Source organism: Maridesulfovibrio ferrireducens, from assembly GCF_016342405.1.
GTDB lineage: Bacteria > Desulfobacterota > Desulfovibrionia > Desulfovibrionales > Desulfovibrionaceae > Maridesulfovibrio > Maridesulfovibrio ferrireducens_A.
On the sequence record NZ_JAEINN010000010.1, the window covers coordinates 139,933 to 166,428 of the forward strand.

The following is a 26,496-nucleotide window of genomic DNA, read 5'->3' on the forward strand; positions in this document are numbered from 1 at the left end:
ATTTTTAATTTGCTGATCCGCATATTAATCCTGTGGTCGGTTTTCATGTAAATTGAATACATTCCTTACTGCTAATACAATAAATAAGGCTATCATCCCGGCAACAGAAGAACGATACTTTAAATAAGAGTGACATACAACAGCACAAAAAAATGGTCTACGATTTTACTCGTAAACCATTTAAATTTATTACCCTATCAGGAACACTTCTTGCCTATTTTCGGAACTTTACAGCGATGAGAGGTTTCCCGGAATTAAGTTTGGAAAACCGACGTAACACCAGAGACAGAATTGCGATCAGCATCAGGAGAATCGGGCCATACTCATTATCCATTCCCACAGTGCATCCTGTTCCGCCCGTATCAGGCGAATTCATACCGAGAATCTGCGGGTCGTCGATAACTCCCGGATCTGGATTGTCATCATAAGAACCGTTGTCCTTAAGAACTGAAACAACATAATACGCAGTATCAGAATTCAAAACATGAACAGGCTCAATAAATTTTCCTGACACATCTGTAAGCCACCAGTTGCCGTCCGTATAATTCTCAAGATTTGCATATTTGAATTGTTTATTCGTTCCGTTGGTAAACAACTTAGCCAGTGTTAATTCTCTTGCCTCCACCACAGGCAATCCGGTTACAGAATACCGAATACTGATTATACTTTCAGCTGTTGTTTGAATACAAAATGAAGACTGATCGCTATAAACACTCTCAAGAGCTGTTCCGTATATAGTATTTACGTTTACAGCAGAGCTGGCCGAATGCGCTTTGCTCAAAAAGGTCGATACTGGCGCACCAGGCTGATCAGTATTAAGTTCAATCTCGCCTTCAGTAGGATTCTCACCCACCATACCGCTCATAACCAGAGCATAAGGCTGTGGACCGACAGGAATATTATTAACGGTAATTTCCGCCTTGTATGTGCCGGCCTGCGGACTATTAACTGTTACAGATACAGTATTGTTCAAGCGGTCAAAATTAGTTGCGACTATCTGCGTCCTGAAATTAACACCAATAACCGGTGTAAAAGCAACCGCCGTCCAAACTCCCTCGTCATTAATCATTCCACGGTCAGAATTAATATTCTGACAACTAACCCCAAGGTTGCTGTTTTCCTTTTCCACAGCAACTAAAATCTCGCCCTCCGTAAGAGTCAATCCGACCGGAAACGCATATTGCCCTGAGGGAATATATGCAAATGATTTTCGAAAAAGTTCATCCCCGACACCACCGTCATATTTGTATATAACGATTTCAATCGTCTCAATAAGGTCAGATGGATTGGTAAAAGCAAGACCTACAACCTCAAGAGTGCAGGGATAAGAAGGAGGACTAACACGCAAACCGGTTACGTCGTCATCATAATGGCCATCAATTGCGGTAGCATACAGACATTTTGTCAATGGGCTTAGACTGACAGCGTTATCCGGATAGACCCATGTTCCATCAGGTTGTTGAACCCTGAGATCCAAATCATTAACCAACCCGCCGGACGCGGCAACTGACCCTGGATAATCAGTCCACCCAAGAACAGCTTTGAAAGGTTTTTCGTTATTCTCCACTTTAAAAGAAAAGGCCCGGGAATAGGTTGTATCTGAAGGAGCAGAATCCTTGATATCATGGTATTCTGTTTCATACTTGTCATCAGAATTGATAGAAGACTCTAGGTTGACTCTTCCCCACCCCTGAACATTATCCGGTGCCGCAGTGACTTCCTGTGTAGAACCGGTCCCGTACTGACCGGGAACAAGTGATCCTGCCCCGTGGATAAGACTCGTTTTAACCAGAGCGGCGCTTGGATCGGTAAAACCTTCCTCCTTCATCAAATACTCACGCAAAACAGCGGCAGTTCCGGCAACCAGCGGGGTTGCCATACTGGTTCCGCCCGACCAGTAATAGTCGTCGTTGAAAGAACCCCATCCATTTCCCACCTGATTCGAGGACCGTGTTGAAAGAATGTTTGTTCCCGGGGCAACAATTTCCGGTTTGTAACGACCGTCTATAGTCGGTCCACGACTTGAAAAGGCAGCTAAGCCGTTGGGCTTATTAGCAACCGGATCAGAAGCTAAAGGCTCAGCAGAATAGCTAAAAATATTCCAGAATTGAGAACCGTACCCCTCACTGCTGCCGATTCGGTATGACTCAGAAGCACCGACAGTCAAACAATTTTTAGCTGTTGCCGGAGAATCAATGCTGTAAAGATCGATAACTCCGTCCAGATCTTTGTCTTTCCCGGAATTGCCTGCAGCACAAACAATCAAAAAATCTTTATTGTTCCACATAAACTGGTCGACGCTGACAGATTCACTGTCGTAATTTCCCGGCCCTGAAGACCCCCAGCTGTTGCTGTGAATACGTGCTCCGGCATTATATGCAGGCTCAAAAACGTCAAACAAATCATTAGGAATTCCGGGAAGGCTTGACCCTCCATCAGCCGGCCCCACAGTTTGAAAATAAAGCCGGGCCTTTGGTGCCGCCCCCGCATAACATGTGCTCGGAAATGAATTAGCCAAAGGCGATGAACCTGATTTCATACCGTTGCCGAGAACAGTCCCCGCAACATGAGTACCATGCCCGCTATAGTCAATAGTACTTACTTCTACTCCTGAAAATACGACATTGTCGATAATCCGACTTCCGCCCTGTCCATCACTGAAATCCTCATGAATACTAGCCTGTTCACCAGTATCAATCCCGCTGTCGCAAATGGCTACAATCTGACCTTCACCAAAAAGATTACTACGGGAAACCGGCCATACTTTTTCCTGTTCTGAACGGGCTTCGATTATACCGAGTCCAATATTATTGTCAGTGCGATGTTCAGGGGATCTTTCGATCCATTTCACGCCCTTTATATCTTTAAGTCCGTCTACATTTTTAATGGATATTTTAACATTGATCAAAATACGCCACTCTGACGAAGAGCTTGAAAGCACAGATCCTCCGGCCGAACTGATTTTACTTTTCAGCAAAACCATATCTTCGCCGGGAAATGCAACGACCCTGACGTCCAGAAAAGCTTCCTGCTCCCGCAGTTTTTCAGGAGTGATATCATATACATCTCTGGACAGCTTCAAATCAGCAGCATACTCGCCAATCCAACGCACAAAACCCAGCCCCTTGACGACATCAACCTTTGCAGTTCCTAACTTAATTATGAACGCATATTGGGGAATGTAATCAAAAAAAACTGCTCCAAGATCTGCAAGAGACTTTTTCCATGAGGATTGAATAGGGCCGGTAAATTGAACGACGTAGTAATTGTACTCTACAACGTCAGTTGGAGCAGAAAAAGAAAAAAGCCTTTTAAAAGTTCTTGCAAAACTTGTTGCAGAACTAGAATCATCTGATTTTTCTAAGGGAGGAGATGCCTTGTCAGAGGGCAAAAGAGTGTCGCCCAGAGATTTATTTAAAGGGTCCACCTGCTGATTCTGAAAATAAAGTTTTGGACCGGAAGAATCACTATCTTCACCACGAACTGAACAGGGACACAGAAGAAATGTTAATGTCAAAAAAAACAGTAGTTGTTTAGTCGCAGCGGCTCTGAATGGGCGCACTATACATTTCCTTTTTATAGATTATTGCCACTAGCTAATAGTTATTAATCTTCTAACATGTCAAGAAATATGTGATAATTAGCGCAAAAACACGCCAGCCAATGCCCCCCCACTTGCCCGAATTTTTTTTTTCGAATACGATACTATAGTTCATATCATAAACACACTAAAGTAAGAGGTTTCTCATGCTAATGACTGACTTATTATCCAAAGATCAGTGGAATGATCTGGAAAAAACAATCCATAATGACTGGGGGTTCAATGCAAGTGCATACGATGCCAAAGGAATGACCTTCACCGGCTTTAAAAATTTCGTAAATCCGTTGTGCTCTGAAATTAAATCCCACCCTGAAGGCATTCAAGCCATCTGTTCAGTGGCCCACCAGCACATGGCCCAGCTGGCCCGGTCCACAGAAAAAAGCGTCATAGAACAATGCGACGCAGGAATGGTCAAGATTTGTACCCCCATCATTGTTGATGGCGAATTCATCGGCATTGTAGGCGGCTGCGGACGAGTGCCCGATGATTCCGAAATCGAAACCTTCACGGTACACAAAGCCATCAATGTTCCCTTGAACAATATAGAAACACTCGCAAAGGATGTTCCAACCATCTCCAATAAAAAAGCTCAGGATCTGGCCACATTCCTTGAAAAATTTGTTGCAGACATTCCCCGCCCCTAACATCGGGAAACTGACTTTTAATCAAAAGACCTCAATTTAGATGGGGTCTTTTGATATCTTTGATGAAAATACCGATAATTACACTTTTTTATTTGTGCTAACCTTCCAACAGTAATTGACAATAATTCCCCTTCAAAATATACGTTAATTATATATGCTTAATAATATATAATAACTTTAATTGGAGCGAATATGCGTCTATTCTTACTTGGAGTTACACTCTTTATGCTTTCTCTTCTTTCTGCGGCACCTGCATTTGCAGGTGAAGATCTCAGTGGCGATGTAATCATGTTCCATGCCGGATCCCTTTCTGTTCCTCTGGCAAAAATGGAAAAAGAATTTGAAGCCATGCACCCCGGCGTTGACATAAAAAGAGAAGCTGGCGGTTCCACCAAAATGGCCCGTATGATTTCCGAAGTGGGCAAACCTGCTGACATTATGGCTTCTGCCGACTACGTGGTTATTGATAAGAACCTCATCCCGAAATATGCAGATTTCAACATCCGCTTTGCTACCAACCAGCTTGTTCTCTGCTATACAGACAACAGCAAATTTGCGTCAGAAATTAATGCTGACAACTGGTATGACATTCTCCAGAAACCCGGCGTAATCTGGGGTCACTCTGATCCAAATCTTGATCCTTGCGGATATCGCAGTGTTATGGTTCTTCAACTGGCTGAAAAATTTTACAACAAACCTGGTCTTTACGAGAAACTGGTTTCAGTCCGCAAAAAAGAATGGGTTCGTCCCAAATCTGTTGAGCTTATCTCTCTGCTTAAAACAGGCAACATGGACTACGCATGGGAATACCTTTCCGTTGCAGTTCAGCATGGCTTGAAATACATCACACTTAATAAGCACATCAACCTTTCCGATTACAAATATAATAAGTTCTACGAACAGGCCCAAGTAACCGTAAGCGGTAAAAAACCCGGCACAACTATTGTTCGCACCGGTAAATCCATCACTTACGGCATCACCGAACTGAAAGACGCGCCGAACAAACCGGCAGCAACAGCATTCCTAGCTTACATGCTTTCTCCTGAAGGCGGTCTCAAAATCCTCAAGGAAATGGGCCAGCCTCCTTTCGTTCCTGCAATCATTCCTGACGATGCAATGCTCAAAAAAATGCCTGCATCCCTGCAGAAACTCGTAAAAGTAAAAAAATAATCAGCCCACAACACATGAAAGCCGGACGAAATATTCGTCCGGCTTTCTTATTAAGAACCTCATGAAAAAATTCCACAATATTTCAGTAAGCAATATTATCTCGGCTTTCCTTGTTCTCGGCTTTATCCTCCTCCCACTGAGCCAGTTGATTTTTGGCTCAAGCCCTACAGAAATAATTGATACCATCATGGATAAGGATGTCCGCGAGGCAATTATTCGCAGTATGGCCTGTTCCGGGCTTGCAGCCATATTAGCTTTTGCCATAGGAACTCCATTTGCATTTCTGCTGGCCCGCAACAATTTCAAAGGAAAAGAATTACTTAATTCCATAATCGATCTGCCTATCATGATCCCGCATCCAGTTATCGGCATAGCTTTGCTGGGCATTGCCGGACGCAACCACTGGATAGGACAACGACTGCTTGATGCCGGAATCCGGCTCATGGGAACATCCACAGGAATTGTGGCAGTGCTGCTCTTTGTAGGACTGCCCTTCTATATAAATGCGGCGCGGGACGGTTTTGAAAGTGTCCCTGAACGACTGGAAAAAGCCGCTCGTACTCTCGGAGCAAACAGAAGCCAGACATTTTTCAGGGTAACATTCCCGCTGGCGTGGAAATACCTGCTCACAGGAATGATCATGTGCATGGCACGTGCACTCAGCGAATTCGGCGCAGTGGTTATTATAGCCTATCATCCAATGGTCGCTCCGGTGCTTATGTACGAAAGATTCACAGCTTACGGTCTTTCATACTCCCGTCCTGTAGCGATTTGGCTTATTGCCCTTTCACTAGTTCTGTTTGCAGCTCTCAGACTTCTTTCAAGAGGATTAAAAGGTAACAAAATATGATTACCATTGAGAACTTAGATGTAAATCTTCCAAATTTTTCTCTTGATAATATCAACCTTCAAATAGATGAAGGTGATTTTTTTACATTGCTGGGCCCTACCGGTTCCGGAAAATCTGTACTGCTGGAAACCATTGCCGGACTTATCCCTGTTTCGAGCGGATCAATTAAAATAAACCGGACTGATATTACCCGCACAGCTCCGGAAAAACGCGGTCTGTCTATTGTTTATCAGGACTATGCTCTTTTTCCGCATCTCAGTGTTAAAGATAACATTACTTTCGGTGCAAGATATAAAAATATTGAAAAAATTAAGGCTGACAATAAAGCTCATGAACTAGCTGAAATGCTGAATATTTCACACCTGCTGGACCGCACTCCCCGAAATCTTTCCGGCGGAGAAAAACAACGGGCTTCCATCGCCCGCGCACTGCTGGTCGACCCTGCTGTACTGCTGCTGGATGAACCTCTTTCCGCTCTTGATCCTGCTTTCAGGCAGGAAGTTCAGGATCTACTGAAATCCATTCACAGGGAAACCGGAATTACTTTTGTAATGGTCACCCATGACTTTGATGAAGCCCTCTACCTGGCAACCAATGGCGCTATCATCAAAGATGGGGAATTAATCCGAAAAGGATTAATCCGGGATATTTTCAATACTCCCGGATCTGAATTTGTAGCTAATTTCGTAGGCATGACCAATATTTATGTATGCTCTCCTGAAAATGACTGTATGCGTTCAGGGGAACTGTCATTGCAATGCGAAAAACAAATAAGCAACGAGAAATGCCACATGGCATTCAGGCCGGAAGAAATTATACTAGGGAACGAGCTACCTGAACAAGGACATCCGAACTGCTTTGAGGCGGTAATAAAAACCATAACCGTCGGTGGATTTCATGCCCGGGTTACTTTGGATTATGCGGGGATTGAAATTAACGCCCTTGTGCCTCGAAATTTAATTATTAATGGAGAGCTTGAAACAGGCTCTAAAATAAAAGTATCTATACCACCAAAAAGTATACATCTTTTTTAAACATGCAAAACAAATCAATAATTTTAATATTGAAAATAAAAAAACCCGAACAATGTCAACATTGCCCGGGTTCAACTTTACTACAATAACGGCTTAGTCAAAAGCCATGCCTACTTTCCACTCATCACACACCTTGCCCACCAAATCAGGACCGGGGTTAAGAGTTTTTTTACCGGGTTTCCAGCCGGAAGGGCAAACTTCTGAGGCCTTGGTTTTACGAACCAATTGATAAGCCTGAATCTGACGGATAGTCTCGGATACGTTACGGCCCACAGGCGGAGTCAAGACTTCGTAGCCGACAATCACACCATCAGGGTCGATCAAGAACCGACCACGCATATCAACACCGGCATCATCGTCATACACTCCGTAGAGTTCCCCTACTTTGCCACCACCGTCTGAAAGCATAGGGAAAGGAATTTTCCCGGCAGTTATCATCTTACCCAACTCTTCCTGCTCCCACATTTTATGCACAAAGACACTATCTGTACTCATAGTAAGAACCTGAACACCGAGTGCTTCAAATTCAGAATATTTTTCGGCGACCGCCGAAACTTCAGTAGCTCAAACGAAGGTGAAATCGCCAGGGTAAAAGCACAGTACAACCCACTTCCCGAGATAATCGGAAAGAGTAACGTCCTTAAACCCGCCGTTCTGATAAGCTCCAGCGGTAAAATCCGGGGCTTTATGACCTGCTTTAATCATGGATACTGCTCCCTTATTAGTTGCGGTGGATTCAGCTTGAACTTCTTGCTTATCTTCTGCCGCAGCTACGTTAACAGGCTTTGAACAACCTGCTGGTTGTGAATTACTCATATGTCTATTCCCTCCATCTCTTGATTACTTTTATTGCTATCAGTAATTCATATCAATAGGAAGTATTTTCATCACAAAAACGAATACTTTATATAAAAAATTAATTCATCAGCTAGAGATTCTAAATCGAAAAACATTAAAACAAAGCAAATACTATTTTTAAAGACCTCAAGTTCACATTTTTTTACCAGCTACAATTCAATATATTTCATATAATTACCTGCGAATGAATACAAGTAGACCAAGATCTTCAACAAGTACGCAGCTATTTTTCATGTTTCTTCAAAATAGTTTTCTTTATGATTCTTTATTTGCTAGATATTTTTACTTTTTGTTGAGTCTGGGATACGAGAGAGTTGTCTCACAATATTTTAAAACAAAAAAATTATTAACAAATATATGAGAAATATTACGACCATTTTAGTGATCGCGGCCGGAACATTCCTAGTTAATCTGGATGCCAGCATCGTTAATATCGCACTTCCAACACTCTGCACAGATTTAGGAGCCAGCACACAGGATGTCGCGTGGGTAGTGCTCATCTATTTGTGCGCACTGGGAAGCCTGCTTCTTTTTTCAGGAAAACTTGGAGATGCACTGGGTTCAAAACGAATTTTTATCACGGGGTTTTTAATTTTTTCCGTGGGTTCTCTTATCTGTGCTTATGCTCACCAGATTCACATAATGTATCTAGGCCGACTGGTTCAGGGAATCGGTGCGGCATGCATTATGGCGAATTTTGGCGCAATTTTACTCCAGAACTTACCTTCAGATTACATAGGTAGAGCATTTGGTCTTAATACGGTTCTTGGAGGAATAGGATATGCCATGGGCGCGCCTCTGGGCGGCTGGTTGATCCACTCTTTCGGCTGGAGATGGATCTTTTTAATCAATATCCCTGTAGGAATTGTAGCGATTATTGCTTCTGTAATATATCTAAAGAAAGACCAGACAGGAGAATCAGAACCTGAACGTTTTGATCTATATGGCCTTTTCCTAAGCGTAATAGCTGTGACTCTCTTCCTCCTGATCCTGACCCGGGGATTCGGTGAAAGTATTTTTTCAGCACCATACGCTGTTGCTGTTATTATTTTTCTCTTATGCACAATGGCCTTTGTCAGGCAGGAGCTTAAAACTAAACATCCCCTCCTTGAAATACCTCTGTTTTTAAAAAAAGGCATACTCGCATGTATTGCCGCCAATATGGGATTTGTGATTGTTCTTTCCGGCTTGAACTTTCTATTCCCATTTTATTTTATGGAAGTGTTGCAAATAGGGGTAGGCAGGACAGGCTTTTTCCTCATGTTCTTCCCGGTGGTTTCCATCGCGGTAAGCCCCCTTGCCGGATATTTAGCGGATAGATTCGGTCCCAAAACAGTTGAGGTCAGGGCTTCAGCTCTGGCAGTGCTTACCACCGCAAGTTTCTATTTTTTCTCACCCGACATTTCAAGTGCATTAATCATTATCATTTTTATCGGATTCGGTATTGCTCTTGCCATGTTTTTCACAGCAAACATAACTCTTTTCATGAGCAATGCCCCGGCTGACAGAGCCGGAATGTTCACTGCGGTCGCATCTTCGGGCACAACCATCGGGGCGGCTCTGGGTGTAAGTATTTTTGGAAATTTTCTGGAAACCAGTAAGGGATCTGCCATTTTAAGCCGTGCCTTGCAGATTGATTCCGGTTTTCACTATGCAGTTTTTCTGGCTACAGCCTTTGCCCTGACAGCGTTTGGGGCTTCCATGATATCTAAATCAGGGCAGCCTTCACTGCCTGAAGAGGAGCATAAATTGTGAAAAATAAAAAATCAGAACATAAACTATATGACCTGTCACATCCTCAAAAAAGAATCTGGTATTCTGAAAAGACATATCCCGGAGTAGGTGCCGCCAACCTCGTTTTCCTTGTAAAGTTTGATTTCAAAGCCGATAATACTATACTGGAATCCGCTATAAATGCGGTAATCAAAGCCCATCAAGGGATAAGAATGCGAATAACAGAGCTTACCGAACAGGAAACGGTAAGACCCTGTCAGTACATTGAACCCCATAAAGATAAACTATTTGATGTATATGACTTCCATGTTCCCGGTGGTACTGCAAAACTTAAAAACTGGACAGGTGACCAGACTTCCCAGCCCTTTGAATTTTTAGATTCCGATCTCTTCTATTTTGCGCTGTTGCGTCATGACGACGGGAAAAGCGGCTATTACATGAAGCTCCACCATATAGTCTCAGACGGCGGCACTCTGCTGTTATTTCTCAGAGATATCAAAAATACCTATTTTCGATTTCTGGAAGGAAAAACAGCTGATTTTTCAACGACCAATTCCTATCTTGACTATTTAACCTATGAACAAAAATATTTGAATTCAGCCAGATACAATGAAGACAAATTGTACTGGGAAGAAGAGATGCTGCCCTTACCCGAAGAAATTAATCTATCAGGATCACGTTCTACCGATGATTCCATAGCAGCAGGTAAAAAAACATTGGCCTTCGACAACAGTCTGAGAGCCGGTATGCGCAAATGGGCAAAAGAGAATAAAACTTCTGTTTTTAAACTCGTTTATACAGCGGTTTCTATCTACACGAGTCGCATTACAGGCATAGATGATTTTGTACTGCCCACCTTCAATCACAACCGTTCTATAAAAGAACAGTATGAAATGGCAGGTATGTTTATCAGCACCATCCCCGTTAGGATTCGAATGAAGGGGGATGAAGTTTTTGGACCACTGGTCAAAACCGTCGGGAACCAGATGAATTACCTTATCAAAGAACGGCAGAAATACCCTTTTGATGAATTGGTTGTAAATCTGAGAAATAAATCCGGAATTGACCCATCCTTTTTTCTAAACGTTTCTGTGATAGGCCATCAGGACGTGCTTTTTGAAGATCTTAGTGTTGAGCATATTCAGCCCCCCTATGAAGCCGGCGGCCTTTCCATCCATGTTAATCCGGAAAACAAAGATATTCTCGGAATTTTAGAGCTTGAATTCGACTATAAAGAGGCTTTGTATTCGGAAGCATCCATTGAGACAATTTTTAAAGGAATATGTAATATTATTTCTGCGGGAATTAAGCAGCCCGACCTGAAAATCAAAGATCTGCCTATTATAGACAAGGCTCAAATAAATCAGGTCATACATGGTTTTAACGTTACAAAAGAAGCTTATAACCTTAAAACTACCCTTGTTCACATGTTTGACAAACAGGTGGAAAACTATGGCGACTCACCTGCCCTCGTTCTCAATGATGAAAAACTTACCTATAATGAGCTTGCAAGTAAGGCTGATTCTCTCGCCTTTAAGTTGCATGAAGCTGGAGTTGGGCCGGAAACCATTGTGGGACTCATTGCAGGAAAGCGCATAGAAAGTATCATCGCCATGCTTGCCATATTAAAGGCTGGCGGAGCCTATCTTCCCATCGACCCAAAATATCCCGAAGACCGTATTCTCTACATCCTTAAAGATTCTGGGGCAAAGCTCCTTCTGGCACATTGCGATGAAGTTCCAAATTCATATACCGACAATTATTTTGATCTTTCAAATAGTTCTCTTTTCACTGCGAAAGCTGAAAAACTCCCCATACGGACGAATGCCGGAAATGCAGCCTATATAATTTATACATCAGGCTCAACGGGGCGGCCCAAAGGGGTTGTCATTGAACACAGGAATGTTGTTAATCTTGTTAACTGGCACAGCCGGGCCTATGGCATAACAGCCGGAGTTAAAACAGCCGAGTATGCTTCTTTCAGCTTTGATGCCTCAGTTTCCCAGATATTTTCTCCCTTGCTAAACGGTGCAGAACTTCATCTTATTTCCGATGATATCAGACTCAATCCCGTGAAAATAAATGAATATCTTGAAGAAAATCAAATTATTTATATCGATCTTCCCACCCCTATGTGTGAACAGTTCCTTGAAATGTGCGACAATAATTCTCTCAAGGTGATGACCACAGGCGGTGAAAAGCTAAAGAAATACAGCCTGCCTAAATTTCGGCTGGTTGATGAATATGGTCCTACAGAAAACACAGTAATATCCACACATATCCATTTGGATAAAAAATGGCTTAAATCCCCCATTGGAAAACCAGTTCCCAACACCCGTGCATATATTCTTGACCGGTATAAAAATCCTCAGCCCCTTGGTGTGTCCGGAGAACTTTATCTCGCCGGAGCTGGTCTTGCCAGAGGATATCTGAATCGGCCCGAGCTTACGCTTGAAAAATTTGTAGCTGATCCTTTTTTCCCCGGGCAGAAAATGTACCGGACAGGAGATCTCGCAAAATGGCTTCCAGATGGCAATATAGATTTTCTGGGCCGGATAGATTTTCAGGTAAAAATCAGAGGATACCGGATAGAGCTTGAAGAAATTGAAGCACGAATAGTAAAGCTGCCTCATGTCACAAATGCTGTGGTTGATGTCAGAGAGGATAATACCGGATCACCCTTTTTATGTGCATGGGTTGAAACAGCGAAAGAAAACGGGTTTTCAGACATACAGGCCAGCTTAAAAGCAGATATGCCGGACTATATGGTTCCTTCATTTATTACCGCCATTGATAATCTTCCTATGAACAGTTCAGGAAAAGTAGACCGGAGAGCGTTGCCGGAACCCGATCTTGAATCCCAAAGACAAACCGAATATGAACCTCCCAAAACCGAAACAGAGAAAAAACTATCCCTTATCTGGGAAAAAATACTGGGCATAAAGAAAATCAGTGCCAATGATAGCTTTCTATCTCTGGGCGGCCACTCATTGAAAGCTTTGACCATGCAATACCGGATACAAAAAGTTTTCAAGATCAACCTTCCCATATCAGAAATTTTTAAACTGCAAACATTGAGAAGAACTGCCGCCTTTATTGAACAGTTGAAAGACAACAAAGAAGACGGAATAAAATCGGTACCTGTCCGTAATTTTTACCCGGTAACGTCTGCCCAGAAAAGACTCTACCTGATTCACCAGATGGGAAATGTGGACACGGCATACAATATCCCCCTTGTCATGAGAATGCAGGGTCCTCTGGATCATGTGAAACTGGGAGCCGCCATTGATGAACTTGTTTTGCGTCATGAAATTCTGCGCACAGATTTTAAACTAGAAAAAGGAATTCCGGTGCTGAAAGTTCATCAGGAAGTGGCTCCTAAAAGAGTTTTTGCCGAAACTTCTCCCAATAATGTGCAAGCCCAGATAAGAGATTTTGTAAAACCGTTTGATCTGGAAAATGCTCCTCTGTTCAGAACAGCATTGTTCAGGGAATCTGCTGACAGCCATATATTTGTTTTTGATGTTCACCATATCATTATGGATGGGCTTTCAGTTTCCATTCTTATGAAGGAATTATGGGATATTTACGACGGCAACGAACTGCCCGCACTCGAGTTCAGCTATAAAGATTTTTCAGTATGGCTGCAGGAAACCAACGTAGGCGGCAGATTACCTAAACAACAAACGTATTGGCTGGATGTTTTTAAAGGGTTTAGCCAGACTATGGAATTTGAAGCTGACCATGTGCGGAAAGCCTCCATGGATTACAGCGGAGGTCGCCTGCTCTTTGACGTATCCAAAAACGTCAAAAACAGATTGGCAAAAGTTGCTGAGAAATCAGGGGTTACTCTGTTTACAACTATGCTCGCAGCCTACGGAATCTTTTTAATGCGTCATACCTCCTGCACAGACCTTGTTGTGGGAATTCCGTCATCAGGCCGCACCATCCCGGAAGTGGAAAATATGCTGGGCATGTTTGTCGGAACTATGCCGCTAAGATTGTTCCCGAATAAAAACACTCCGATAAAAGATTACCTTTCGTCGGTAAACCAGACGGTCATGGGTGCTTTGGATAATCAGGATTACCCTCTGGAAGACCTTGTTGAAAAGCTTGGCGTAAAAAGGGAACCCGGAAGGACTCCACTGCTTGATGTCCTTTTTACTCTCAGAGAAATGCCATCGACAATGAAAACGGGAGAACTTTCGATTTCGCCTGTGGATTATGATCCGGGAGTTTCCAAGTTCGATCAAACCTTTGAAGCCATCATTCATGAAGAAGGCATTCAACTAAAAATTGAATATAAAAAAGCTTTGTTTGACGAAGAAACCGTGCTTGGCTGGGGAGATCAGTATATTCAGCTTTTAGAGCAAATCTGTGAACACCCAGATAAAACGGTTGGTGAATATGATATAATTCTGCCTCGGGAACGAAAATTTCTTCTAGAAGAATTCAATGATACCAGAGTGCCATGTCCGAATCAGACTGTGACCGATTGTTTTTGTCAGCAGGCCAAGCTAACACCGGAAGCCGTTGCTATTAAACAAGAAGACAGGACCATTTCATTCGGCGAATTAGACCTCCTGACCAATCGGCTTGCCAATAGACTTAGAGCCGAGGGCGTGTGTTCGGGGCAGGTTGTAGGAGTAGTAGGTTCAGCTTCCATTGAATTTATTGTCGGTATTATGGGCATTCTGAAAGCTGGGGGAGCATATGTTCCTGTTGATGTAGGCTACCCTGCTGAGAGAATAAATTTTATGATGCAGGAAGCCGATGTCCGGATTGTTTTGACAACATCAGGCAATGATCAGGCTCAAAAACTGGACCCGTCTTTAACCTGTCTGAAACTTGAAGATGAACAAACGTATTCGAATAATGACCTCATGCCGGATTCCGGCAGTAATCCGTCTGACCCCATTTACATCATCTATACATCCGGCTCCACGGGTAAACCTAAAGGAGTAATGGTAACCCACAAAGGGGTTCTTAATTATTTGCTATGGGTAAAAAGATGTTTACTTCAAGATCAGGTCTTTGACGTCCCGCTTTATTCTTCACTTTCATTTGACCTTGTTGTCACCTCAGTATTTCTTCCTCTTTTGACTGGTTCCCGTATGGTTATTTATCCGGGAGAGGATAAAAGCGGGTTGGTAGAGAAAATTATCAGGGAAAATGAAGTCGATGTATTGAAAATGACTCCAAGCCATCTGGCACTCCTTGAGATGGTTGATTGTCAGAGCACCCGTGTAAAGAAGCTGATTGTAGGTGGTGAAAATCTAAGTACAGATCTATGCCGCCGGGTTCTTGCAAAATTCCCGCAGGGACTTTCAATCATAAATGAATACGGCCCCACAGAAGCATCCGTGGCCTGTTCATGGCATGCTTTCAATCCCGCAACTGACAGAGGGGGAGCTGTCCCCATTGGAATCCCTGCCGACAATGCTCGGTTGTATATACTTGACGAAGACCTGCGCCTCGTTCCACGGGGAGCTGTGGGTGAATTATACATCGCTGGTGACGGACTGGCTGATTGTTATGTCAATCGGCAAGATCTCACCGATCTGGCCTTTTTGCCTGATCCATTTATTTCCGGCGAAAGAATGTACAAAACAGGAGATCTTGTTCGTATGTCTGTTCAGGGACGAATTGTTTATCTGGGCAGAAAAGATCATCAGGTGAAAATAAGAGGGTACAGAATTGAAACCTCTGAGATAGAAAATGTACTGGGAAGATACCCTTCTGTGAAGGATACTTATGTGTTGGCCGTGGCTGGTGATAATTTAGAAGATTCATTTTTATGCGGCTATTATACCGGCCCTCAGAAAATAGCTCAGGCAGAATTAAAAGATTTTCTACTCCAAGAACTGCCCGGCTATATGGTCCCTTCCCACTTAATTTATCTGGATAATATACCGGTAACAGCCAACGGCAAAGTCGATCGCCGCGCACTCCCTATGCCCGGTAATGACACGAGTGAAAAAAGACAGATTGTTAAGCCTCATTCAGAGGTGGAAAAGAAAGTTTTGGATGGATTTTGCAACATTCTCAAGAAAAAAAATATCAGTATGACTGACAACTTTTTTGATATGGGAGGAAACTCACTCAAGGCTGTAACCCTTATCTATGAGTTGAAAAAGCATGTGGAAATCGGAGTGAATGATATTTTCAAATATCAGACGCCGGAACGACTGGCCCGCAATGTCAGACCTCTTGAAAATAATCTAATGAAAAAATTGCTTGATGTTAAAGAAAGATTCGGGACCGGACCGGATTCAGAGATCGAAAAATCTTTTGCACAGATGGAATCATCCTATAAAAACCAGTATACGCCATATGAAAATTTGGATCTTTCTGATCAGCAGCAATATGAATCTGTGCTGTTAACTGGTGTTACCGGATTTTTAGGAATTTTCCTTTTAAACGGATTACTGACAACGGGAACTTCCCGTATCCATCTGATCATCCGAGCCAAAGACAGTGATACGGCCCGTGCAAGGCTTGACTCCAAATGGGAGTATTACTTCAAGAGCACCATGCCGAAATCATATAAAGACAGAATTAAAATCCATGCCGGGGATCTTTCCAGTGAAAGACTGGGGCTGGATGTAGCCGACTGGGAAAAACTTGCACAAGAAGTGGATTGTATTATTAATGCTGCGGCCCTTGTAAAACATTACGGGCATTATGAAGAATTTGTAACGGCAAATGTGGTGTCTGCCAGCAACCTGATCGAATTTGCTCTTCATGACAGAGATAAAGTCCTACACCAAATTTCAACCACTTCGGTAGGACTGGGAAATATCGATGATAAAAAAACTTTTCTGTTCACAGAATTTGATACTGACGCTGGACAGAAAACAGATAATTTTTACCTGACCACAAAACTTGAAGCGGAAAAACAGATTATTTCGGCAAGGCAGCAAGGACTGACAGCCAATATCTACAGGGTTTCCAACATTGTTTTTGATTCCATTAACGGACGCTTTCAGGAAAACATCGAAGACAACGGATTTTTCAGGCAGGTAAAATCCTATGTTGCCATAGGCGCAGTCCCCGAAGGTATGGACAGAAGTGATTTTTCCTTTGTTGATCAGGTTGCCGGAGCAATTCTCACCCTGTTTGACAGGCCTGCACTGTTCAATGAGATTTTTCATATACAGCATGAAACAAAACAAAGTGTTGCCGAATTGCTGGAAGATCCTGCTCTGAACCTGCCCACACAACGAATGCGTATTCCGCAGTTTATTGATTTCCTAATGGAAAAATTAAATTTTGACGAATATCGCGAAGATATTGAATCTCTTCTGCTTCATCTGGGTTGGCTGGAGAAAAAGACCGCGCAGACAACCACTATGATCAGCTCTGATAAAACCATTCTAGTACTCAAAAAGCTTGGCTTTGAATGGCCTTCTCTAAATCCTGAAACGGCCCGCAAATTTATTTTGGAAGCTTTAAAAAAACGCATGGAATTTTTGAAGAGTATCAGAGCCTTTACCGGTCTGCCCACTCAGGCAATAGAAGGGCTGGCGCTTAAATCAAGACATGAAGTTTTTGCTGAAAACGGCCTTATTCAAATGGAAGGAGATGCTGCAACAAACATTTTCCTTATTGTAAAAGGGTTTGTTGAGATAAGTAAACGTTCCCATTCAGGATGGGCAGGCACAATAAAAATAGCCCATGCCGGTGATTTTGTGGCTGTGCAGAATTTTTCTGAAGATAAAGGGGCCAGTATAACGATAGAGGCGATCATGGGAGAAGCTCAGGTTGTTATTCTCAACCGGGAAGCTCTATTTGCTCAGATTGTTCAAACCCCGGAATTGGCAGTAAAGGTCATGCAGGTCATGGCTCGTCAGCATAGAGATCTGGAGCAGCTTTTGGTGTATTCAAGTTAGTTCGTTTTAGCAGAGGAATAAAACCCTGTACACTTTTTGCACAATTCAATGTTGCTCTTATTTCCTTCACTAAACTTCCGCAACATTTCAAGTCGTTTTGGGCTGGTGGCTAACTGAGTTAATGTCTGATCAGCAATGTTCCCGATAACTCCACGAGCATTTAAGTCATTACAACAAACCGTAACATTACCGTCAGGCAAAACCACTAAATTTCGTTTTAAAAGAAAACAAACCTCATTAATTCGGTCTACTGCGACTTCTTGATAAAAACTATCGTCGACTTCAAGCTCAACGCTCCCGTCCCAATTGTGAGGAGGCCTAAGGCTAACTTTATCGATCATAGACAACAAAAGTTTAAATTGCGGATCCAAGTAGGCGCTTTCGTTCAAATCCGGTGGAATTATGCAAATAGCCTCTGTCGAAATAGGTCTCCCGGCAACTTCATTTGCTTTAAGAAAATTATATATATTTGCCTGTACCTTATTCCAAGAAGCGCCTTTCCGCATCGATTCGAACAACTCCGGAGTGCCACCATCTAAACTAAAACGCATTTGATCAATTGCTTTACTCCTTACGATCTGTTCAGATTTTACAGGTGTAAGCAACGTCGCGTTGGTAAGAAGCCCAAAAGTGGCCTTTGAATTAAGGTTCTGCCTAGCTCGCCGAATAATAGTTAGCATTCTCGGCAAATCTGGATGAAGTAATGTCTCGCCAGCATTATGCAGATCTACACGTCTCAAGTTTGGGAGTTGACCTGCTACAAGCTCATCCATGACACGGGCTAAAATGTCTTCAGACATGACCATTCTTTCCTTGTCGTGGTCCAAAGAACACCATTGGCACCGCAAGTTACAGCTTGAGTTAAATTCTAAATTCAAGAGTGTAATATCTGCAGCTGTAAATTTTTTTTCTTCTGGTGCATGAATTGACATAAGAGTCCTCTTCTTTAACAAAAAAAATATATTCTTATAATTTAATTATGGTTCATATTCAATAAGACAACAGGATTAGCATCAACAAATACGACACAAAAAAGGGGAACTATTAATAAAAACGAATAAATATTAATATTATCATTACGAAGATCCTGACTAGCTGACAAGTTCTTTATAAATTTCAAAACAAACTTCCCAATCAGCTGTGAGAAAGCACTACCTCATGAGAGAAAGGGACTATTCAGAATAGTTGCTCCGGATATTATAAAACCGTTCTTCACTTCATAGCGGCCATGTATTTTTGAGCAAACCAGAGAAACTTCAGGAGATTCATGATTGACGGCAACACAAAAAGACAACTCATTAAAATCTAATGTAATTTCAGCTTGAGCATAATCAATAAATTCCAGAGTAATCGGAAACTGACATTTAAATGCCGCCTCTTTTACACTAAAAAGTATCTTCGCTAATTTGCCACGTTCGCTGAGAGAATAGCTGGAAAGCCAGACAAGCTCTTGCGGAGAACATATAAGCTCAGACAGTTTCCAATCAAGTGGAGAATACAACTCTACATCAAGGCCGACACCTTCAATATCATCCATTTTTGCCACCGCAGCCGCGCAATATCCTTGAGTGTGCGATATCGAACCAGTCACGTTGTCCGGCCACCGTGGTGAACGATCTTTATTTTGTAAAATAGCACTATCAACCACGCCTAATTGCTTCAAAGCCTGATGCGCGCAAACCCGTCCCCCGCAAAACTCCGCCTGCCTTTCAGGTACCGAGTCTGCGACTATCTTCCATTCATCTTCATGCAAACTGCTTCTACAAATATGGGGCGAAGATTCTGCGGTAACCACAAAATTTGGAAACAAGAGATCAAGGAAAGAATTCTTATCCGGCCTAACAGATTGGGGCGACATAATAATTACATCCTAAAATTTACCATATTTTTTTTAAACGCCTATTCATAAAAGCAATGACTGGAATAAGAGCACGCATAGCTGAATCTGCACTAAGCACTACATCTGCATCGAAACCATTAAAAATGAGGAGCCTGTTCCGGTAGCTTGTCAGAATCAATACCTTCACACAGCACATTTTCCACAGTAAGATTGCCGCTCGCATCAATCGTCACAGTCCAGATAGTGTTGTAATCCGTGACTGGCCAATCCTCATTGAGTAATGAGCCGGCGGCTACGTTATAACTTTCAAGAAGCTTATTTATTATCGGCTTAATCCTTGTTGATTCCCACGCAAGCAATATAGACTTACCAGTAAATTTTCCACCCAAAAAGAAAAAATCACGAGCCTTTTCGTTCTGATCCGGTTTCATAAGTAAGAAACTGGAAACCAAGTGATAAGGTAAATTATTGGCAATAACATAAGGCCATACAGTTAATGAGGGCCTGACATATGATACGTTGATATAATTTGATGGATTAATAGGTTTTGTTGAAAACCACTGTGCGGGATCACAGGAATAAACCATGTCGGGGCTAATTTTGCCGGAAAGAGCATTGGAGAGGTCCAACGCACGCCATTGCCCTGCTCCTACAAAATTGCCGTTCTCAAAACCAGGCTTTGGATCAGGATGAGCTTCTGCATGCCTGACCATATATACAGTCTCGCTTTTATTGACACCCGCAGGAGCTTTAGTACCGGCAACCGAAATTTTGACAAGAGGTTGCTGTGAATTTGTACATGGAACTCTTACAACAGGCGAAGGGAGTTCGGGATATGTAGAAGGAGGATTAATATTACTGTTATAGGTAATCAGACTTGCTTTGCCATCAGGCGAGATAGAGATCACATACACAATATCTGGCCCACTATAATTCGTCGGTATATCCAGAGCAAGTCCATGATACCGATTGATCTTATCCATCAAAGCGCTGGTAGTCTCCCATGGCGCAGAAAAAACATAAAATCCCGGATTATTTTCATAAATAATACCCGTTGCTATACCAACGTTATTATCTTTCATGTCATTAAAATCAAGCCCGACACAATCAGGACAATAAATAACTGGATCAACTACTCCGGCAGGCACAGAACCTTCTGCATATGCGGCTTTAATGGGGTAGCTGTTCGCGGTATAGGAAGAGTAATCAGCACCAGCAATGGCTACAGTATGCCGATTAAGAAGGGCAAAATGCTGTATTGATCCTATTGCTGCCATGTCCGGATAGTTATTTACAGTTTGCAAATGAGTCATCGGCGAGAGCGCATAAATGCTGGTTACATTCTTTTTTCCAAGCACATGATTTTTCAAGTACGTGCCCATGCGGAGCGCGCGCTGTAACCCTTGACTGGTAAGGTTTGCAGTGTCCGGGTAAATATCACCAGGACCGTTGTAAGCCAAATCCGAACTTACCACGAAGATAAGGTTTATATTTTCAGCGCTTAGTGAGTCACTCTCATCGGAAGAACCAAACAAACATCCTGACAAACATAAAATTAGTAAAACATTCAAAAAGATTAAACAAAAACTTTTGAATTTTCCAAGAAAAAACATAAACCTATTCCTTCCTTATAAAAATCCCGACAAAATTCAGATGAATGGTGCGATTCTTATTTTTTATTTGGAAAAATGAATTGCATACCAGAGTATTATTTTAAATATGACAGGCAGACTGTCACACATAAAATTGATAATTTAAACACTTATATTTCAAATATTTTTTTTCGTAAGCAATAGGAATTAGGTCTGAAAGATTTGACAAAAAGTAAGGTCTGAGGTGGTAAGGCAAGAAAGCCCCGTCGTGTTGTAGATCTGGACTTGGAACGAATGACTCCCATAAAATTTTGTTCTTTGTTGTTTCTCTTCGTACGGGTAATCAGCCTTAATTACTCTCCGGGAGACATTGATCTAACTGCCTTTTTTCCCAGCATTCATGCACATAATCTTTTAATATTTTACCGAAATCAGAAAATATATGAACTGACTCAAACCCTGCTTCAACTCCGTTTAAATATTGTAGAATCAAACTCTCACTGCCCTTGTATCCGGGGTTTATTCCAGCAAAAAAGAATCCGATTTTCTCACATTTTTCGCATATTTTAAGAGTCGCAGAGTCGCTAAGGGGAAGTCTGATTTGAATGGATGGAACACCCTGAGCACTAGCCTTGTAAAATTCACTTCTTATATGTGGAAAAGTATCAATTCCATACTCCTGCACAACGATTGAAAACCAACCTTCTTGTAATTCTGACTCAGTTGTAATGCGTGAAGATCCATTTTTTGCTTCAGTAAAACTATTCTCATCGGAAACAGATGGCTCAACACCTGCGTGAGCATAAATTCTCATAATCATGTCGCGATGATGCGGCGGCAGAAACACTGGAGCTTGATTTCGTACGCCAAAATACTTGGCATAGCCCATATTACCGATTCTGTCGGGACCGTTTTCGTTTTTATCCTTGTGTTTTGAAGCTGCATTTAAGGCAAGAAATAAACTATTTTCTGCAAAGTTATCCCTTTGAAGCCCTCGCTGGGAATAAATATGATTGGTCACCGCATATGCACTTACAGCATAGACCCCTCTGGATGTGGCATCTTCCATAAGTATCTCAGGTATTTTTGAAGAATCATGACTCCTAAAATTACCATCAACAACCACATAGGTTAATTCCTCCACCGATGATCCTGAAATTTCTTTTACAAGAGCAAAATGTCCCATAAGTTCGCCGCATTCAGTCTCACTAACCACGGAAATCATATCTCTTTTTTCAAGCATTTCCCGGACATGATCAGGGTAGTAAATAGACTCACTGAACAAGACTTCGCCATGCGCTCTCAAAAGAAGGCGGGAAATATTTTCGGCATCGTCAGGAATCGCAAATCTTGTTGTATGTGTGGTGTTAACTCGCGCAATTCGTTTGCGTGTAATTTTTTCCTGAACTCTTTTTTCGGGCAGATATTTTTCAAAAGAAAGCTCACGCTCTCCGTCTTTACCTATGGAAATATGAAGGTTATCCACCATCTGCTTCACTAAGTGAAAGCTTAAACCAGTAGTATCATTATGGTCGGACATTCTCTGCGAACAATACTGCGGAAGTTTTTCCGGCACTAATGGCAAACATAAACTGTTTATTTTGACTCCGAGCCCAGACGGTGTTTTTGAAAATAAAATGCCTACCTCATCGTCATGACCGCCAAAACCCATTTCAATTGAATTTGTGACTGATTCTTCCACAGCAAGACAGAATGACTGTACATCTTCAGGGGCAAACCCTCTCATTTTTGCACATTCACGAGCAGCAACACCAACTATTGAAATATTGGTTAATTGGGCAGGTATTTGTATCCCGAAAATTTTATTAGATGTCATTAATGGTCTCCTATTTTAAAATAAGAAGCAGAACCATTTAAAACATTTAACGTGGAAAATAAAGTTATTTTCTTTTTCGGGATATGATTTCAGAAAATTTTATACAGTCCTAAAACAAGAATTTAAACACTATCACTACCATCAAACAAATCATAAATAGAAGGGCGGCGACAGACGAAAAAACTCTGCCACCGCCCCCCACAAATTATACGTTTAATCTATCAAGCATGGAGCGCAAATCCTGTGCAAGAGTGTTCAGTTCCTGCACTGCGCGGGAAGATTCAATCATTCCGGAAGAAGTCTCATTCACAATCCTGTGCACCTCTTCCACTGCGGAATTAATCTGCTCAGATGTGGCGGACTGCTCTTCCGCAGCAGTCGCAATACTGCTGATCAATGCAGAACTTTCAATCGAAACGTTTACAATTTCAGCCAAAACTATACCGGAATCATTGGCCTGTGTGGTTGCTGATGCAATCCTATTCACAGCGGTTTCCACCTGTCTGATATTAGCTTCCGATGAATTCTGAATAGCCTTAATGTTTTTTCCAACTTCATTAGTGGCAGTCATGGTCTTTTCCGCCAGTTTACGGACTTCATCAGCAACAACTGCAAATCCTCGTCCGGCTTCACCGGCACGGGCAGCCTCAATTGCTGCATTTAGAGCCAGCAAGTTGGTCTGGTCCGCAATATCTAGAATCACAGTCATAATGCCCCCGATTGAATCAGCCTGTTTGCCAAGTTCAAGCATATTACCCTGCAAATCTCCGGCAATATCATTGACCTGATTGATTGAGGTGACGACCTCACCCACAAGTCCGGCACCTTCTTGCGCTTTTTCTGCGGCCTGTTCAGACTGCAATGTAGCATCAGCGGCATTGCGGGCCACTTCCAGCACAGTGGCATTCATTTCCTCCATTGCAGTAGCTGTCTCACCCACACGCTGCTGTTGGATATCAGTGCCCCTGCCAACCTGTTCGATCTGCGCGGCAAGCTCTTCAGAGGAAGTAGCAAGGCTGGTCGAAATACGGTCCGCAGCATTAGCTACTTCCACAATCCGATTATGAACAGCCTTGATCTCAGTCTGATCAATTAAAATTTCAAGAGCTCCGACAGTCAGCCCATTACGATCCACAACCGGCAATGCGGAACTGCTGAGTTCATAAGTACCGCACGAAGTTTTTGCAATGGTTTCAAAATTTTGTTTCTTCCCGCTATCCATACATTTTTCTGGAATACAACGGCTTTCGCGGCAGGCACCAGTTTTCATCACATCATCGCACTGCTTACCTGTAAAGTAGCTGATTCCGGCTATATCCATCCCGGCCTTATTGAGAAAAAGAATTTTCCGATCCTTCCCTCTGGTCAGCACTCCCACAGGAAGGGAGTTAAGCAACCCGCAATAAAGACTTACAAGGGTATTTACTCCCTCAATCATTGTTGCAAATCCGCCAGTATACCCGGAGGAATCCCCCTTCCGCTCAAGTTCACCTTTTTCAATGGCAGTAATGATCCGGTCAGTATCGCTCTGAAACTCCTTAAGTGACTCCACCAGACTGATTACTTCACGGTAAACACCGCAGGGCTTATCGTCATTTTCAAATTCGAAATCACCCTTTGCCACCCTGGCTACGACTTGTTCAAGCTCTGCCGGGTCCTTACCAAGAGCGCGGTGAACTGAACGGAGAATCCAGAACGCAATAATAATGGAAAAAACAAAAGCCATTCCGACCATTGCCCACAGAATGCGGCCTGTTTCTACGACACTCTCTGCCGCATTCGTATTAAAGGCAGCAGCTCTTTCTTCCGCAGAAAATATGAACTTTTCCATGCTCGATTCAAGTTCTTTGTGCAATTTTGCTTCTTTGGCCCGCTCAGCTTTGATAACACTACGCAAGGCTCCTTTTTCGTGAGTCTCGATGAGATTTTGCTCCAGAGAACTCATCTGAGTATACGTTTCGGTCAGCACAGAAAGCCCTCCCCGGTCATCAGGAGAACGCTCGGCAACCAAGTCAAAATCTTTAAGAATCTCCGAATTAAAATCATCGATATTTTTTCTATGCTTAGCAATTCTCAATTTATCGTATGATGTTATAATCTGAGACATTTCATTCTGAATTCTCATCAGGTTAACATCAATACGCAACATGGCGGTGCTGACGGCATAGGGACGCTTGTACAAGGAATCGGTAAGTGCTCCGACAGTTTCCAGCTTTGTGGCAGCAAACAGACCCAGTGTAGCTATAAGTAGCGAAATCCCTCCGAAAGCGACTATCATTCTTAATCGTAAAGTCATTTAATGCTCCCTGTATTTATTTAATTGACAATATTCGGACAGTCTTGCCATCTGCATAAACAAATAAATATCAACTAAAAATGTCGACATTCGACATTTTCTAAAAACATTTACTTTGTCAGAAAACTGATGTCAATCTCGCTCGGGATTTAAATATAAGGGTTAAATGACACTAAAAAGTCAAAAATACTGGCATATTACCAGACTTTAAAAATATTTTATCTTTTTTTTAAAAAGAAAAAGTTCTTAAAATTAGAATTGATAGATAGGCATGAATTAGAGAAAGCTACAATTGCTTCACGATAAAAATATTACATATAAAAACGTAAGCTCAGATAAAAAAACTATATATCGAAAGACTCAATGACTTTCTTCAGCAAGACTTGTGAATCATCTTCGAAACTGACAAATTTAAAACCCATTGAGAATTTATTTCCACAGCTGATAAAATTACGTACGACTCCTACTCCGAACAACATTGCAGAGCCTTCATCATATTGAAACTTGAAATTGACGAACTCGTCTTCCTTAATATCCCCCATTGTCTCGCCTTTACGAAAAACAAAAGAAATCCTACCGCCCCCTTCAGAGATATCCCTGAATACTCCCTTATATTCTTGATTCTTATAGGTAAGAACTACAGACTGAAAGCATTCAACTCGCTTATTATTTCTGAGATTAACTTTTTCAAATTTACTTGGATAAGCTAAATAAAGAAGTGGATAGGGATAAATAATAACGCGTGTGACAGTTGCCCTGAATCCACAGAGATAACACCCGTCACACTTTGCTCTGACAGTTACGTCTGAATCATCAACCAATATTCGTTTGTAATTACCTTCCCGCAAAGCAGGAAGCCAGATACTAAGAAAATAGCCGGGCCTAATCCCGACAACTTCTCCCCACAATCTTTCACCTGTAGAAAACAGCTCAACATTGGCATTCGCACCATGCTGCAATCCTAAATTATCACATGTTCCACAGAAAATAACGTCCTGTTCAACCTTCTTCTCACACATTATATCCAGTCCCATCCTTTAATAAATATCTTAAACAGAATATCGCACTAAAATAGGCTCCTCGACGTTTCGTGTGGAATTGACTTGATCGACAACACAAGTGAATGCAGTATATTCGGATGACTTATA

At 42.2% G+C, this 26,496-nt stretch carries 14 protein-coding genes; 6 read left to right on the plus strand and 8 right to left on the minus strand.

Annotated elements, in window-relative coordinates; all coding sequences use genetic code 11:
- Positions 1–214 precede the first annotated feature (214 nt).
- The gene (locus tag JEY82_RS12260) at positions 215–3,562 is read right to left on the minus strand and encodes a S8 family serine peptidase (protein WP_304085818.1); all 3,348 of its coding nucleotides are present in this window, start codon (positions 3,560–3,562) and stop codon (positions 215–217) included.
- A gap of 191 nt (positions 3,563–3,753) precedes the next feature.
- On the opposite strand from JEY82_RS12260, the gene JEY82_RS12265 reads away from it, so the two are divergent.
- The 4 genes from JEY82_RS12265 (at position 3,754) to JEY82_RS12280 (ending at position 7,299) form a co-directional block, all read left to right on the plus strand.
- Entirely contained in the window at positions 3,754–4,245 is a 492-nt protein-coding gene (locus tag JEY82_RS12265) for a PocR ligand-binding domain-containing protein (RefSeq protein WP_304085820.1), read from the plus strand.
- Between the two features lie 192 nt (positions 4,246–4,437).
- Positions 4,438–5,415, plus strand: coding sequence for a tungstate ABC transporter substrate-binding protein WtpA (gene wtpA / locus JEY82_RS12270; RefSeq protein WP_304085822.1), 978 nt, complete (start codon positions 4,438–4,440; stop codon positions 5,413–5,415).
- Between the two features lie 61 nt (positions 5,416–5,476).
- Positions 5,477–6,265, plus strand: a complete 789-nt coding sequence (locus tag JEY82_RS12275; RefSeq protein ID WP_304085824.1) for an ABC transporter permease — start codon at positions 5,477–5,479, stop codon at positions 6,263–6,265.
- Positions 6,262–7,299 (plus strand): ABC transporter ATP-binding protein, encoded by a 1,038-nt coding sequence (locus JEY82_RS12280; RefSeq protein WP_304085826.1) that lies wholly within the window; start codon positions 6,262–6,264, stop codon positions 7,297–7,299. Before JEY82_RS12275 ends, JEY82_RS12280 begins: the two co-directional genes overlap by 4 nt.
- A gap of 93 nt (positions 7,300–7,392) precedes the next feature.
- Here JEY82_RS12280 and prxU read toward each other — a convergent pair whose 3' ends face one another.
- A complete protein-coding gene (gene prxU, locus JEY82_RS12285; RefSeq protein WP_304085828.1) occupies positions 7,393–8,115 on the minus strand; it encodes a thioredoxin-dependent peroxiredoxin in 723 nt (240 codons plus the stop codon).
- 399 nt (positions 8,116–8,514) lie between these two features.
- On the opposite strand from prxU, the gene JEY82_RS12290 reads away from it, so the two are divergent.
- Together JEY82_RS12290 and JEY82_RS12295 are read left to right on the plus strand one after the other, a co-directional pair.
- Positions 8,515–9,912: an MFS transporter gene (locus tag JEY82_RS12290; RefSeq protein ID WP_304085829.1), complete on the plus strand. Its 1,398-nt coding sequence runs from the start codon at positions 8,515–8,517 to the stop codon at positions 9,910–9,912.
- Positions 9,909–17,783, plus strand: coding sequence for a non-ribosomal peptide synthetase (locus JEY82_RS12295; RefSeq protein WP_304085831.1), 7,875 nt, complete (start codon positions 9,909–9,911; stop codon positions 17,781–17,783). The genes JEY82_RS12290 and JEY82_RS12295 overlap by 4 nt, the downstream gene beginning before the upstream one ends.
- On the opposite strand, the gene JEY82_RS12300 is transcribed toward JEY82_RS12295, so the two are convergent.
- The 6 genes from JEY82_RS12300 to JEY82_RS12325 form a co-directional block, all read right to left on the minus strand.
- Positions 17,780–18,715, minus strand: coding sequence for an SPASM domain-containing protein (locus JEY82_RS12300; RefSeq protein WP_304085833.1), 936 nt, complete (start codon positions 18,713–18,715; stop codon positions 17,780–17,782). The genes JEY82_RS12295 and JEY82_RS12300 overlap by 4 nt on opposite strands.
- Positions 18,716–18,939: 224 nt before the next feature.
- Complete coding sequence (locus JEY82_RS12305) at positions 18,940–19,641, minus strand: 4'-phosphopantetheinyl transferase (RefSeq protein ID WP_304085835.1); 702 nt, start codon at positions 19,639–19,641, stop codon at positions 18,940–18,942.
- Positions 19,642–19,760: 119 nt separating this feature from the next.
- The gene (locus JEY82_RS12310) at positions 19,761–21,236 is read right to left on the minus strand and encodes a hypothetical protein (protein ID WP_304085837.1); all 1,476 of its coding nucleotides are present in this window, start codon (positions 21,234–21,236) and stop codon (positions 19,761–19,763) included.
- Between the two features lie 328 nt (positions 21,237–21,564).
- Positions 21,565–23,052: an ATP-binding protein gene (locus tag JEY82_RS12315; protein WP_304085839.1), complete on the minus strand. Its 1,488-nt coding sequence runs from the start codon at positions 23,050–23,052 to the stop codon at positions 21,565–21,567.
- Between the two features lie 205 nt (positions 23,053–23,257).
- Positions 23,258–25,348, minus strand: a complete 2,091-nt coding sequence (locus JEY82_RS12320; RefSeq protein ID WP_304085841.1) for a methyl-accepting chemotaxis protein — start codon at positions 25,346–25,348, stop codon at positions 23,258–23,260.
- 344 nt (positions 25,349–25,692) lie between these two features.
- Entirely contained in the window at positions 25,693–26,382 is a 690-nt protein-coding gene (locus tag JEY82_RS12325) for a PilZ domain-containing protein (RefSeq protein WP_304085843.1), read from the minus strand.
- Between the last annotated feature and the right edge of the window lie 114 nt (positions 26,383–26,496).